We start from the raw sequence: 13,310 nt of genomic DNA, 5'->3' as shown, positions 1-13,310 counted from the left end.
GCCGTCCGGCGGTCAGAGGACTGTCTCGAGGGCAGCAGACCGTCAGGGACACTGCCCTGCTGAGGCAGGGGCGTTGAGCTGTCAGATGCCTGATCGAGGCTGTCGTCGGGGGCGGCCGCCCTCCTCATCCGGGTTCAAAGGAGTGTTGCAACGCGGACCAGGTCAGCAACTGCACGAAGGCGGCTCTGCGGCGGCCAGGCGATCACCGTTGTCACAGGCGGAGCGTCCAGGACCCGCACCGCGGCGAGGTCCCGGCGCAGGTCAGCGCCGGATGACTCGGGAATGACCACGGTGGTACGGCCCAGCGCGATGAGCTGGAAGAGCTGTGTCAGGTTCCGTATTTCCGCGCCCGGTCCTTCCGGGTAGCTGCCGTCAGGACCGGGCCAGCGGGCCGGCGGGAGCTCGGGCAGTGTGGTGACGTCGGCCATCCGGACCTGGGAGCGGATGGCGAGCGGGTGTGAGGCCGGCAGGATCGCGACCTGTCCCTCGGTGTACAGGGTCTCGGTGTCGAGCCCGGCTGCCGAGTCGAAGGGCAGGTGCAGCAGAGCCACGTCGGCTTGTCCCTCCCGCAGCAGTTGCCGGTGCTGGTGTGCCTCGCAGATCAGCAGATCGACGGTGGCTGCGCCGGGTTCTGCGGCGTAGGCGTCGAGCAGTTTCGTCAGCAGCTCGCCACCGGTGCCGGACTTGACGGCGAGCACAAGGCTGGGGTGTGCCGTGGCGGCCCGTCGGGTACGCCGCTCAGCCGCGGTCACTGCGCTGAGGATCTCGCGTCCTTCGGCCAGCAGCACGGCTCCGGCCTCGGTGAGCGTGACCTTGCGGCTGTTGCGTTCCAGCAGTGCGATTCCGAGCCGCCGCTCGAGCTGTGTGATCGTCCGGGACAGCGGGGGCTGGGCTATCCCGAGGCGCTGGGCGGCCTTGCCGAAGTGCAACTCCTCGGCGACGGCGACGAAGTACCGCAGCTCGCGTATTTCCATGAGCCCAGGCTAGGACGGCAGACGGCTGATCGATACCGCTCGGGTATCGCTGCACTACCGAGAGGGTGTTGGTGCCCGGCGGCGGCGCAGGCATGCTCGCATTCATGAGCGAGAAGACGATCGTGCTGGTCACTGGTGCGAACAAGGGAATCGGGTATGAGATCGCGGCCGGGCTCGGTGCGCGGGGCTGGAGTGTCGGTGTCGGCGCCCGGGACGAGCAGCGCCGGAAGGACGCTGTGGCGAAGTTGCGTGCGGCCGGTGCTGACGCGTTCGGCGTGCCCTTGGACGTGACCGACGCCGGGAGCGTCGCCGCCGCAGTCCAACTGGTCGAGGAGCGGGCAGGACGGCTGGACGTACTGGTCAACAACGCCGGCGTTGCCGACGGCCGGCCGGAGGAACCGACGACCATCGACCTCGAGACCGTGCGGCGACTGCTGGAGACCAACGTCCTCGGCGTCATCAGGGTCACCAACGCGATGCTGCCCCTGCTGCACCGTTCGGCGCACCCGCGGATCGTCAACCAGTCCAGCCACGTCGGCTCCCTGACACTCCAGACCACGCCCGGCGTGGATCTCGGGGGAATCAGCGGGGCGTACGCGCCGACGAAGACCTACCTCAACGCCCTCACCGTCCAGTACGCCAAGGAGCTGAGCGGCACCAACGTCCTGATCAACAACGCCTGCCCCGGTTACGTGGCCACCGACCTCAACGGATTCAGCGGGACGCAGACCCCCGAGCAGGGCGCGGCGATCGCCATCCGGCTGGCGACCCTGCCGGACGACGGCCCGACCGGCCGGCTGTTCGACGACAGCGGCGTCGTACCCTGGTGACCTGACCTCGGATGCGTTCTTCGTCGATCAGGCCGTAGCCCGCCCGTCCGCCTACGTGCATCCAGCGAAGATCGCTGTCACTGGGCATTGTCACGCAGCTTTGGCCGGGTGATCGGTCCACTGGCAGATCGGTGACTCGGGCGCGAAGCGGGTCTTCGGTTCGGCGTGGGCGTTGCGCCGGCGGATAGATGCGGCGATGGCGGCGTTCTGTTCGGCGTGGGTGCGGCGGTCGGCGAGCTTGGCCAGGCTTTAGGTGGTGGCAAAAGCCGGTGATGGCCCAGTCGGCGGGGGACGTCCGGGCGATCAGGCGGATGTGCTCGCGCACCCGCTCACTGATCACCGGTTGGCGTCCCCCGCTCCATTGCGGGTCCAGAACATCGAACCTCCGCTCGTTGAAGGCGTGGATCACGTCGCGGACGTAGCCTTCGCCGACCTGCATCAGAGAGGTGCTCCTTGACCGTCTGGCCCTGGGCGCGCATCAGCACCACGATCGCCCGCCGCAGCCGTATCGGATCCTTCGACGACCGGCTGACCCCCTACAGCCTGCGGCCCTCGTCCATGCTGACCGCCCGGATGAACACACTCGGCCGACGCCCCACGACCACCTCCAAGATCAGGATCTGGAGACGGTTTGCCTACCGCCGGTCGACACGTCGACTACCCGGCCAACGCCGCGAGACGAGCCACCGGGTACCGTTTCCCGGGCCTTCTGACGCGGGTGGTGTGTGCGCAAGTCACCGCGCTGTCGCCCGGGTTCGTCGTCTGAGCTTGTAGCGCATCGTCGTGGTGGTCACCAGGATGGTGATGGCCAGGGGGAGGGCCAGCAGGCTGAGGAAGAGCACCTTGAGGATCCAGACGCTCACGGTGACCGCCAGGCTCCAGCCCAGGATGCGCAGCGTGCGGCTCTGTCCCGGGGGGAGCAGGCGGGCCGTGGTCTCGGCGTGGAGCGTCAGGGCGATGCCGACGAGCGCGATGACCAGGGTGATGGCGGTGTTCTCGCTCCAGAGCGCATAGGGGTCGTCGGGGTCGATGTAGAGCTTGGACTTCCATCCGATCAGCCACGCGAGGGCCGGCAGGAGACAGTAGAGGCCGGGGGCCAGGGCGTGCAGCCGACCAGTTGCCCGGCCGGGCCCTTCCGCGGCGCCGGCCGACGCAGCACGGGCACGGGACGAGGAGGACGGAGCGGTCGAGGTGGGTGCGCTGTGGACGGACCGCCCCTCCGGCGGCGGACGCCGAACCGACGGATCGTCAAGTTCGGTCGGTGGCCACTGCGGTGCGGTAGAGGCCGGCACAGGTGGCAGGGGCGGCTGCGCCGGTCGGGCAGGGGCCGGCACCTCACCCGGGGATGCGGTCGGTGGTGGAGGTGTGACGGGCAGGGGCGGGAAGGCGGCGTGTGCCTCACCGCGGTCTGCCAGGTCCGCGGCGACGGCCGTCGGCAGCCACCCGGCGGCGTCGTACTCGTCGAAGGCGAGTTGGTGCAGAAGGGCGTCCAGGCCAGGCCGGTCCTCGGGTTTCTTGGCCAGGCACGCGGCGATGAGCGGGCTCAGGCTGTCCGGGACGCCGCTCAGGTCGGGTTCCTCGTAGACGATGCGGAAGAGCAGCGCGTGCACCGAGCCCTCGCCGAAGGGGCCCCGACCGGTCGCCGTGTAGGCCAGGAGCGCGCCCAAGGAGAAGACATCGCTGGGCGGGCCCATGGAGGCGTTGGTGAGCTGCTCGGGCGACATGAAACCTGGAGTGCCCACGGTCAGCCCGGTCGCGGTGAGGGCGCTGGCCTCGCTCACCAGCGAGATCCCGAAGTCGATGACACGGGGGCCGTCAGCGGCCAGGAGCACGTTCGACGGCTTGAGGTCCCGGTGCACCAGCCCCACCCGGTGGATGTCCTCCAACGCCTCCACCACTCCCGCTCCCAGCGCCCGCACCGCGGCCGCCGGCCACGCGCCGTGGGTTTCGACGGCCTCGGCCACGGACGGGCCCGGCATGTAGGCGGTCGCCAGCCAGGCCGGATCCCCCTGCGGGTCGGCATCGACCACGGCTGCGGTGAAGAAACCGTTCACCCGACGCGCCGCGGTCACCTCACGGGCGAACCGCTTCGCGAAACCGGGCTCCTCCGCCAGTTCCGGCCGTACCACCTTCACCGCGACCGGGCGGCCGCCCGGGGACCGGCCGAGGTAGACACGGCCCATCCCGCCGGCGCCCAGCCGGCCCACGATCCGGTAGCGGCCCACCTGCCGCGGATCGCTCGCCTCCAGCCCCTCGACCCGCCCACTGCCCCCCACGCCCACGCCCACATCCCTTCCGAACCGCTCTGTCCGCCCCGCCATCGGCGAAGAGCATCATGTCCGTCTGTCGACGACCATGTCCGTCAATTGGAGCAATTACCGACTTCGGCACGTCGAGCGGATGCCGATGGTGTCGAGGATCCGCGGGTGTCCGCCACAAGCCGATCGGCGATGGCACCCCGCAACAGCGGAGGGCCGCCCGCCCCGAGCCCGCCCACGCATCCAGCGGAACCATGCGCCAACACCTGCGAATGAACCGGAATGGGCGGACCTGGCGCCCCGTGCCGCCCGCAGCGGCTGGACTTACCGCCTTCTGCCGCTTCGCGGCGATGCCCACGACCCATACTCCCCGCGCGGAGTGACGGCCAGATTTGATCCAGGGCTACAGCAATGGCGGGGGAGTTGGGACTATGAGCAGACAGCCGGGCAGGTGGGGAGTGGTGTCATGGGTTCGGACGAGATCAGGTCCCAAGGCTTCAGCCTGAAGGAGCTGTTCCGTGATGTGACCTATGAAATCGACTACTACCAGCGCGACTACACCTGGGGTGAGGACGAAGTCCGCACGCTGCTGCGGGATTTGTGCGGGTCGTTCAGGAACTGGTCCGCCAATCCGTCCTACCTGCGCCGACCGCACACGGCACCGCAGTACTTCCTGGGGCCGTTCGTCTACTACGAGTCCGCCAGGAACAGGCGCTACCTCGTCGACGGGCAGCAGCGGTTCGTCACGCTGCACCTGCTTTTCCTGCAACTGCGGCTTGCGGCACAGGAGCGCGCGGACACCCGGGCCGTCGACCGCCTCAACCGGGTGATCACGATCGACGGAGCGCACTTCTCGCTCGGCATCACCGATCACGAACCGGTCCTGCGAGCGGTCGCCGAGGCCCGCACCTACGAAACGGGCGCCGGCGACTCGCTCTCGCGCCGGAACCTCTGGGCACGCAGCCGGCAGATCGAGTCCCAGCTCGCGGAAGAACTCGACGCGGAGAACCTGACCCGGTTCACCGAGTGGCTGCTGGACCGGGTGGTCCTGGTCGGGATCCGCGCGGCCGACTCCGACCACGGCTACCGGATGTTCGAGACGATGAACGACCGCGGCGCCCGCCTGACCGCCGTCGACCTCCTCAAGAGCCACCTGCTCTCCCACGTCGGAGCGAACGAGGATCAACTGAACACCCAGTGGCAGGAGATGCTCCGGGAACTGGCCACCGACCGGGAGGACTCCACAGCCGCATCCCGCTTCATCAAGGCATTCCTGCTGGCCCGCTGCGCACGCGAGGCCCAGGACGAGGACCGCCGGCAGATCGAGCGCAACCTCAACGTATGGGTCCGCCAGAACGCCGCCCGCCTGCACCTGGTACCCGAACACCCCGACAACTTCCTGCACTTCGTACAAGACCTGCTGAAGTCGGCCAGGCTGTTTCGGCCCTTCCTCGCCGCCGGCCGCGCACTCAAGACAGGCGGCGACCGCCTGGAGACGGTCCTCTTCAACGAACGCAACGCACTGGGCTGCCAGGCCGTCGCCATCCTCGCCGCCATCGACCCCGACGACCAGCCCTCCGACGCCAAGCACAAAGGCCGCCTCGTCGCCGACTACATGGACCGCTGGTACGCCCTCAGGGTCCTGCAGGACTTGCCGGTGCAGTCGGCGGACGCCGACACCCTGACCCACGACACCCTCGTACCCCTCCTGAGCAGGTGCCGCACCGTCGCCGACGTCGCCGAGGCCCTCGGCGACCTCGTCACCCAGGACCCAGGCTCGATACGCGACGCCGTCACGCTCGGGCTGCGCGGCAACAACGCCCATCAGATCCGCTACTTGTTGGCCCGGGCCACCGCCTACGTCGAAGAGTCCTGCCAGCGCCCCCACGACGTGCTCGCCTACCTAGACCGCGACCGGTTCCACATCGAGCACCTGTGGGCCAACCACCACCACCGCGTGCACAAGGAAATACCCGACCCCGTCGTCTTCCGCAGCCGCCGCAACCAACTGGGCGGCCTGGGACTGCTCATGGGGCGCGAGAACTCCAGCATCAACGACCTGCCCCTGCACGACAAGGCCGGCTACTACGCCCGCAGCAACGTCCTGCTGGGCATCATCGCCCCCGGATACGACCAGCGAAACCCGCTGCTGCGCGAGTTCATCAAGACCCACAAGCTCGACAAGGTCCTCAGGCCGTTCGGCCCGCGGGAGACGATGACCTCGGTTGTCCAGACCCGCCAGGAGCTGTATCTGTGCCTGTTCGAACACATCTGGAACCCCGAGCGCCTCGGACTGCCCGTCCCCCCGGCCGGAGAGCCGGAAGGCGTCCCGCAGCCGCCGACCCGGCCCCGCCGGGCTACCGCGCAGCGCCGACCGGTCGCCGGGCGCCGCCGCACCGATGTCGCCCGCATGGTCGCCGCCCGGATCCTGACCGCCGGCACCCAGATCGTGCTCACCTACCGCTCCACCGATCACTGGGCCACCATCGACGAAGACGGCGGCATCATCCTCAACGCGACCGGCGGCACCCCCTACGGCCGGGTCGACGAAGCCGGCGCTGTCGCCCGCGGCACCAAAACCTGCCAGGGCATGAACGAATGGCGCATCGAGGACGAGGCGGGGGCCCGCATCAGCCTGCGAACGCTACGCGATCGCGCGATGGCCTCAGGCGACCTGTGACACCTCCCTGCCCGTCCAGGAACGTTCGGCATGCACGGGGTTGAACCCGGACGGCCTCTGCGCGGTCCAGGCGGGCTGCCCGTCGACGCCAACGTCACGTCGACGTCGACGTCGAGCAGGCGGGGAACGAGGGCGCGGTCGGCCCGGCCGGTCGCCCGGCTGAGGTTCCCCCGGTGGGCGTGAGACAGTTGCGGTCCGACCGGCGCGGTCGGTGGATCTTGCCTGTGGGGGGCGTTGTTGTCTGCGCGTATTCATTCTGCGCGGCCTGGTGATCCGGGCCGGATCGGTCCGTACCGGGTCATCGGCCGGCTGGGTTCAGGCGGCATGGGAACGGTCTACGCGGCCCTGGATCCCGGCGGCCGGCGGGTGGCGGTCAAGGTCGTCCACCCGGCGCAGGCCGGCGACGACGAGTTCCGGGCCCGGTTCAAGCGGGAAGTCGAGCTGTCCCGGCGGGTCACGGGCCCTTGCCTGGTGCCGCTGCTCGCCGCCGACCCCGCCGCGGCTGACCCCTGGCTGGCCACCCCGTACGTGCCCGGCCTCACCCTCGGCGAACACATCGCCACGCACGGCCCGCTGTCCGGGGCCCGGCTCTACGCTCTGGCGGCCGGGACCGCCGCCGCGCTGGCGGCCGTCCACCAAGCCGGGGTGGTGCACCGCGACGTGAAGCCGGGCAACGTCATCCTGGCCCCCGACGGACCCCGGGTACTGGACTTCGGCATCGCCCACGCCCTGGAGGGCACCTCGGTCACCCGGACCGGCGTGATGACCGGCACCAGCGGCTGGATCAGCCCCGAGGGCTACCGCACCGGCGCCGTGGGCCCGGCCGCGGACGTCTTCGCCTGGGGAGCGCTGCTCGCCTACGCCGCCACCGGACGCCCCCCGTTCGGCACCGGCGCACCGGACGCGGTCGCCGCCCGGGTGATGTCCGCCGACCCCGACCTCGCCGGACTCCCCGACGACCTCCTGGACCTCGCCACGTCCGCGCTGGCCAAAGACCCGGAAGCGCGGCCCACCGCCGCCGCTCTGGCGGGGCGGAGCACGGTGCTCCTCGCCGCCCAGAGCACCCACGTCCTGCGGCCGGAGGCCGAGGCTCCGACCTTGACGGCGGACCTGGTGATGACCGGATGGGAAGGTCTGTCGACGGCAGAGGACGACCCGGCCTGGGCCCTGGCCCGGCGCAGGGTCGCCCGCCGCCGGGCCTGGCTCGGTGCCACGGTCGCAGTCACCGTTGTCGGGGTGGCCGCCGTCGGCACCTACCTGATGGCAGCACACGACGGGGACGGGAAGCCGGGCAGCACGCGGGCCGGGGCGAGCACCACGGCCTCCGCGCCCGCCCCCGGCCACCGCTCCGCAGCACGGACCGCCTCACCGGAAGCGGTGACAGCCTCCCCGGCCGCGGACGCTCCAGAGGCCGGACAGGAAGCGGGAACTCCGGCAGGGAAGGCGTCGTCCCCCGACTGCCTACCGGTCACCTACAAGCTGCCCACCGGCCCGGCGACCTGCGAGTCCAGGGAGGACATCTGCGCCGTCCGGTCCCCGTACTACATCAAGGACATCGACAGCCTGTGCGGCGGCCCGCCCGCGCTCCAGAGGGTCAACATCATCTCCGAGCCGTCCACCGGCGGCGACCCGGGAGTCTCCTACTGCGTCGCCTGGACCGGCAGCGGCAGCGACACATCCCGTGACGCCGTGCTGCTGATGAACGCGCCCGGCTACCAGTGCGGGGGAGACCTGGTGAGTCCCGCCGGCACCCAGGATCCGCCGGGGGAGTACACCGTCGTCTTCTTCGACACCGAGCAGGACTGCACGCCCCTGTATCCCGGAACGCGTCTGACCTACCCCGCCGTTCTGGACTACAGCAGCCTCGACGACCAGCAACCCCCGCAGTACGTCTGCCTGAGCGAGCATGTCGGCGCCTGACCCGGAGACGCTCGGCCAGGCCGGAGGTGTCTTCCACGTCGCGGCAGGCTGTGCTCGACGCGATGCAGTTGCTGCCGCCGCCTCCTACGAGGCCCGGCGAGCCAGTCGGAACAGGACCCGGGCGTACGTGAGGGTCGCCACCGTGATGATCGTCGGAACGACCGCCAGCGCGAGTATGCCCACCAGGGCGCGGCTGTCATCCGTGGGTTCGTAGAACCCTCTGTCGTCGTCCATCAGGTATCGGTAGCCGAACCACCCCCACAGCGCCAGCGACAGGAGCATCCACCCGATCGCCCACCTCTCGATCAGGTGCCCGTCCCGGCGCAACTCCTCTGCGTCCGCCGCCATTTCTCCCCCTAGAGCCGATGATGATCAGTAGCCCAGTTCATCACAGCGCGAAGGCGCCGACGGCGCGGGGTCCCTCGCAACACCCTTCAGCAGCCCCGCCGCCCCCCGTCCTCCTGCCCCCGTCTTCCCGCCGCCCGTTCCGCCGCACGGGCTAGTCCGGCGTGCCGCTCCCCGCGGGCCGGGTCCGCTTGCAGGACTCTGGACGCACCCCACGCGACGTACCCCACCGGGAGGCGTCAGTACTCATGCGACCCCAGTTCAGGACGCCGAACGTGGCGTCGGCTCCGGGCTTCCTCTCGGCCTCCGAATGCGCCGACGCCATCCGGGCCATGGACGAGTCACCCCGCGAGCCGGCCCAGGTCGTCCGCGCCGGCGAGTCGGTCCTCGACCCCTCGCTGCGCCTCTGCTTCGACCACCACTTCCCCGACGACCACAAGCGGCGCATCGGCGAACGCATGGCGTCCTACTTCGACGACCACCGCACGGCGTTCGACTCGGACGCGGACTTCCTCTACGGCCCGTACTTCATGTCGTACGAGAAGGGCAGCTACTTTCGCGCGCACCGCGACGTCGCCAACCACAAGGACGATCCGCCGCGGCTCGCCGCCCACCGCTGGTCGCTGCTGCTGTACCTCAACGGCCGCCGCGCCAGCGGGGTGCTGCCGACGTTCGACGGCGGCGCGCTCACCGTGTACGAGACCGATCCCCGCCTGCGTGACCGCCGGGTGGTCGTCGTGCCCGAGCCGGGGATGCTGCTGCTCTTCCGCTCCTCCCTGATGCACGAGGTGGCGACCGTGCTCGACGGCACGCGGTACGCAGTCGCCGGTTGGATGTCCAGTGCCGGTTCCCCCGCCCTCGGAGGCCCGCGATGACGTACCACTCCTCCGCCAACGAGTCGGTCCGACTGGGGGTGTCCCGCGACACCGACCTCAAGACGCGGACCGCGCTCGCGGCGTTCTGCCGCCGCAACGGATATCCGTACCTCTTCACCGAGGTGCTGGAACCACTGCTGTCCGGACACGGTCTCGTCCTGACGCTCGCCGTGACGGAGCGGCCGTGGCCGCCCACGGGCATCGGGTCGCAGACGATCGAGGCGGTGGGCATCGCCATGATCGGAACCGAGGGCCGGGCCCATCTCACCCCGGTCCTGACCGACCGGCGGAACGCCACCAACATCGGCCTCGTCGCCGCCCTGACCAAGCAACTGCTCGAACACCTGCACGAGACGGACGTCCCGTCGGCCAGCTATCTGGTGCGCCAGGGCGACCGGGCACTCGAGCGCGCCCTCGAACGCGCCGGCTTCGCCGAGGCGGACTTCCAGTCGTCCACCGAGTTCGCCGACTACCTGGAGTTCGCCGCTCCGCCCCACAAGATCCTCGACACCCTGGGCCTGACGGCACTACGCACCGGCGATGTCCTGGCACTGGACCTGGACGGCGGGGAGCTCGACCGGCTCGGTTCCTACCACTTCGCGCTCACCGCCGGGCTGACGGCCTACCTGCAGGACTCGCTCAGGCACGCGGCCCTCCTCCCGGGCCTGATCGACCTCGTCGCCACACTGCCGCCCGGGGGCGTCCCGCCCGGCACCCCCGGGCCACCGCTGAGATGAGCCCTACGGCGCCCTCACCCGTGCAGGCGCCGCCGCACCGCGCACGGGCATCGACGGTGTCGTTGATCGTCTCGACGCTGGACGAGGGCGCCGAACTGCACGCGACCCTCGAGTCGGTGTACGCCGGATCCGTCGTCCCGGACGAGACGATCGTCATCGACGACGGCGGCACGGACGGCAGTTGCGCCCCGCTGGAACGGGAGGAATGGCGGGCCCGCGGTGTCGTCGTGCACCGCATCCGGCGCAGCGGCGTGGCCGCGGCCCGCAACGCGGGCGCCCGGCTCGCCCGCGGTACGCACCTGGTCTTCCTCGACGCACACTGCCGCCTTGAGCGGAACTGCCTGGCACGCCTGTGCACGGCCCTGGACGCCGGACCCGACGCCGTCCTCGCGCCCACCGTGTCCGACGCCGCCGGCGTGGCGGCGGGCTGCGGGGCGCGGCTGATCGACGCCCACCTGCGGACCCGCTGGCTGCCTCCCGAACCCGACGGCGGCGCCCCGTACGCCGTGCCCCTCGCGCCGGGCGGCTGCCTTACGGTACGCCGGTCGACGTTCCACCGCCTGGGCGGCTTCGACGCCTTCCGCGAACTCGGCCTCGAGGACGTGGACTTCAGCCTCCGGACCTGGCGAGCCGGGCTCGATCTGCTGGCAGTTCCGGGGGCACGGCTGACACACCGCTTCCGTCCGTATCCGCCGTACCGCCTGAACGGTACGAGCCGCGCCTACAACCTGGCGCGCACCGCGCTCGTCCACTTCGACGGTTCCCGGCGCGAGGAGTGCCTGCGCAAGGTGATCGGTACCCCGAGGGCTGCCGAGGTGCTGGTCGAAGCGTTCGCCGGCGACTGGGAGGCGCAGCGGGCCGCCGTCGAGTCGACCAGCGTGCGCCCGCTGAAGGCGTACTTCGAAAGGTTCGGCGACTGGCGCTGACGCCCCGTCCTGCGCAGACCCGCGAACGCATGGGCCGGCGGCGACTCCTCCGGGAACGTGTGTTTCCGCTGCCGGACAGGACCTGACGGGACCGGCCCCTCTGAAGATGCCGTCGAACGGCCACGGCATCATGGGGCCGAGGCACAGGAAAGGCAGCGCATGACAGTCTTCATCGTCCATGACGAACCGGTCGGACGGGATCAGCACAACTACATCGCGCACGCTGACCTGGCCCCCTTCGGGCTGGACGGCCAGAAGGAACAGCTATGGCTCAAGCCCGTCGGTGACGGGGTCTACTCCGTCGCCTGCATCCCGTTCCGGACGTACGGCCTCGCCCTGGGGGACCGGGTCCGTCTGTCGGAGAACGACGAGGTCAGCGAGGTGGTGGAGCTGTCCTCGCATCGTGTCCTGCGCATGCTCCTGATGCCCACCCCGGACCCCGGGCGGCTGGTCGAGACGACGGACCGCATCAGGGCCGAGATCAGCGCCGCAGGTCTTCTCAGCGAGTGGAGCGGCGACCGTCACGTCGCAGTGGACATCCCGGCGGACAGAGACCCCTCAGACCTGTATGAGGTCATGAAGCGCGAGGTGACCGCGGACCGCGCCTTCCGGGAATGGGCCGATGCCATGCCGTTCTCTGCCAAAAGCTGATCCACTCCACCACGCCGGGGCCCTTCGCCTTTACGAGGCGGCCAGGGCCCGCGCGCAGGTGAGGCGCTCCATGACTACGAGGTCGTCCCGATCAACGGCCGTTCGCGGGTGGAGCTGAGCTGGGGCTTGGCAGAACTCGCATCGCCGTTCCCCATAGCGTGGAGATCAGCCCCTGACTGCGTGCACAGTGCAATTACTAGGGCTCCGGGCCCTGACCGGCCGCGTCCTCATGGGTTCTCTGGTTGCTCCACGGCGCGGCCGATGAGTTTGTGGCTCCCGGCAGGTCCAAGCTCATGACACCTCAGGAAAGGACCCCGCCATGTCGGAGCTTCTCGTCGACTTCATCACCTCCCTCGACGGCTACGCATCGGGACAGGGATGGCCCGGGTTCTGGGGTCTCGAGGGCCCGGAGTACCTCGCTTGGCTCGGTGAGCAGCCCGAGGTCACCTACCTGATGGGAGCGAACACCTACCGCCTGATGTCGGGCTTCGCCGCAGGCGAGGTCCCGCCTGGACAAGACGAGTTCCGGCCCGAGGAAGAGGCGTCCGTCGACGAGCTGACGCAGGCGTCCAAGGTGGTGTTCTCCTCCTCGCTCGCGGAGCCGCTGACGTGGGCCAACTGCACGCTCGTGCGCGACGACGCCGTCGAGACGGTCCGCGCCATGAAGTCGAGCGGTACGGGGCTCCTCAGCACGATCGGCAGCCTCAGCCTGAGCCGGTCCCTGCTGCGCGCCGGCCTCGTCGACCGCTTCCGGGTCGGCATGTTCCCGGTGATCACCGGGGCGACGGGCGAGGAACGCATCTACGACGGCTATCCGGACGTCGCCCTTGAGATGACCGAGCACCGCACCTTCGACGGCGGCATCCAGCTCGTCGAGTACAAGCCCCGCGTGCTCGAGCACCCACCGCTGGGCGCCCCTGCGTGACGCTGCCCTGTCCCGACGGCCCGATGGCACGAGCCCGCCGACGGCTCTCCGGGAACGGCGGTCCGGGAGATAGGCGGCACGTGCGCGGCTCGTCCCGCCGCCGGACGGCGTTGTCCTCCCGGCGCGGGTGGAACTGTTGGAGCAAATGCGGGTGCGCCGTCCTCATGACGTGCTCGACTCGGTGACCGG

The 13,310-nt window shown here is 70.3% G+C and carries 11 protein-coding genes; 8 read left to right on the top strand and 3 right to left on the bottom strand.

Features of this window, described 5'->3' with window-relative positions:
- Positions 1 to 134 precede the first annotated feature (134 nt).
- Positions 135 to 974 (bottom strand): LysR family transcriptional regulator, encoded by an 840-nt coding sequence (locus AFM16_RS00550; RefSeq protein WP_078631552.1) that lies wholly within the window; start codon positions 972 to 974, stop codon positions 135 to 137.
- A 92-nt stretch (positions 975 to 1,066) separates the two neighbouring features.
- On the opposite strand from AFM16_RS00550, the gene AFM16_RS00545 reads away from it, so the two are divergent.
- Positions 1,067 to 1,804: an SDR family oxidoreductase gene (locus tag AFM16_RS00545; RefSeq protein WP_078631550.1), complete on the top strand. Its 738-nt coding sequence runs from the start codon at positions 1,067 to 1,069 to the stop codon at positions 1,802 to 1,804.
- A gap of 734 nt (positions 1,805 to 2,538) precedes the next feature.
- Here the strand turns inward: AFM16_RS00545 and AFM16_RS00530 are convergent.
- Positions 2,539 to 4,080: a serine/threonine-protein kinase gene (locus tag AFM16_RS00530; RefSeq protein ID WP_245177580.1), complete on the bottom strand. Its 1,542-nt coding sequence runs from the start codon at positions 4,078 to 4,080 to the stop codon at positions 2,539 to 2,541.
- Between the two features lie 448 nt (positions 4,081 to 4,528).
- On the opposite strand from AFM16_RS00530, the gene AFM16_RS00525 reads away from it, so the two are divergent.
- Together AFM16_RS00525 and AFM16_RS00520 are read left to right on the top strand one after the other, a co-directional pair.
- Positions 4,529 to 6,742 (top strand): DUF262 domain-containing protein, encoded by a 2,214-nt coding sequence (locus tag AFM16_RS00525; RefSeq protein ID WP_167797123.1) that lies wholly within the window; start codon positions 4,529 to 4,531, stop codon positions 6,740 to 6,742.
- 234 nt (positions 6,743 to 6,976) lie between these two features.
- Complete coding sequence (locus AFM16_RS00520; RefSeq protein ID WP_306293462.1) at positions 6,977 to 8,662, top strand: serine/threonine-protein kinase; 1,686 nt, start codon at positions 6,977 to 6,979, stop codon at positions 8,660 to 8,662.
- 84 nt (positions 8,663 to 8,746) lie between these two features.
- Here AFM16_RS00520 and AFM16_RS00515 read toward each other — a convergent pair whose 3' ends face one another.
- A complete protein-coding gene (locus tag AFM16_RS00515) occupies positions 8,747 to 9,010 on the bottom strand; it encodes a hypothetical protein (RefSeq protein ID WP_030788492.1) in 264 nt (87 codons plus the stop codon).
- Between the two features lie 272 nt (positions 9,011 to 9,282).
- Between AFM16_RS00515 and AFM16_RS00510 the strand changes: the two genes are divergently transcribed.
- The 5 genes from AFM16_RS00510 (at position 9,283) to AFM16_RS00490 (ending at position 13,121) form a co-directional block, all read left to right on the top strand.
- Positions 9,283 to 9,882: a 2OG-Fe(II) oxygenase gene (locus tag AFM16_RS00510; RefSeq protein ID WP_167797122.1), complete on the top strand. Its 600-nt coding sequence runs from the start codon at positions 9,283 to 9,285 to the stop codon at positions 9,880 to 9,882.
- A complete protein-coding gene (locus AFM16_RS00505) occupies positions 9,879 to 10,619 on the top strand; it encodes a hypothetical protein (RefSeq protein WP_078631541.1) in 741 nt (246 codons plus the stop codon). Before AFM16_RS00510 ends, AFM16_RS00505 begins: the two co-directional genes overlap by 4 nt.
- 56 nt (positions 10,620 to 10,675) lie before the next feature.
- Positions 10,676 to 11,545 carry a glycosyltransferase family 2 protein gene (locus AFM16_RS00500; protein WP_179123233.1) on the top strand — a complete coding sequence of 290 codons (870 nt, stop codon included), beginning with the start codon at positions 10,676 to 10,678 and terminating at the stop codon, positions 11,543 to 11,545.
- A gap of 159 nt (positions 11,546 to 11,704) precedes the next feature.
- Positions 11,705 to 12,196 carry a DUF4265 domain-containing protein gene (locus AFM16_RS00495; protein WP_078631537.1) on the top strand — a complete coding sequence of 164 codons (492 nt, stop codon included), beginning with the start codon at positions 11,705 to 11,707 and terminating at the stop codon, positions 12,194 to 12,196.
- Positions 12,197 to 12,515: 319 nt separating this feature from the next.
- Positions 12,516 to 13,121: a dihydrofolate reductase family protein gene (locus tag AFM16_RS00490; RefSeq protein ID WP_078631535.1), complete on the top strand. Its 606-nt coding sequence runs from the start codon at positions 12,516 to 12,518 to the stop codon at positions 13,119 to 13,121.
- Positions 13,122 to 13,310 lie beyond the last annotated feature (189 nt).

It is taken from the genome of Streptomyces antibioticus (assembly GCF_002019855.1).
Lineage (GTDB): Bacteria > Actinomycetota > Actinomycetes > Streptomycetales > Streptomycetaceae > Streptomyces > Streptomyces antibioticus_B.
The sequence above is the reverse complement of the archived record's forward strand: the minus strand, read 5'-3'. Positions and strand labels throughout refer to the sequence as shown.

Excerpts from the sequence above, each read along its gene's own strand:
- AFM16_RS00550 (WP_078631552.1), bottom strand. The coding sequence starts at position 974 with ATGGAAATACGCGAGCTGCGGTACTTCGTCGCCGTCGCCGAGGAGTTG.
- AFM16_RS00545 (WP_078631550.1), top strand. The coding sequence starts at position 1,067 with ATGCTCGCATTCATGAGCGAGAAGACGATCGTGCTGGTCACTGGTGCG.
- AFM16_RS00525 (WP_167797123.1), top strand. The coding sequence starts at position 4,529 with ATGGGTTCGGACGAGATCAGGTCCCAAGGCTTCAGCCTGAAGGAGCTG.
- AFM16_RS00515 (WP_030788492.1), bottom strand. The coding sequence starts at position 9,010 with ATGGCGGCGGACGCAGAGGAGTTGCGCCGGGACGGGCACCTGATCGAG.
- AFM16_RS00505 (WP_078631541.1), top strand. The coding sequence starts at position 9,879 with ATGACGTACCACTCCTCCGCCAACGAGTCGGTCCGACTGGGGGTGTCC.
- AFM16_RS00495 (WP_078631537.1), top strand. The coding sequence starts at position 11,705 with ATGACAGTCTTCATCGTCCATGACGAACCGGTCGGACGGGATCAGCAC.
- AFM16_RS00490 (WP_078631535.1), top strand. The coding sequence starts at position 12,516 with ATGTCGGAGCTTCTCGTCGACTTCATCACCTCCCTCGACGGCTACGCA.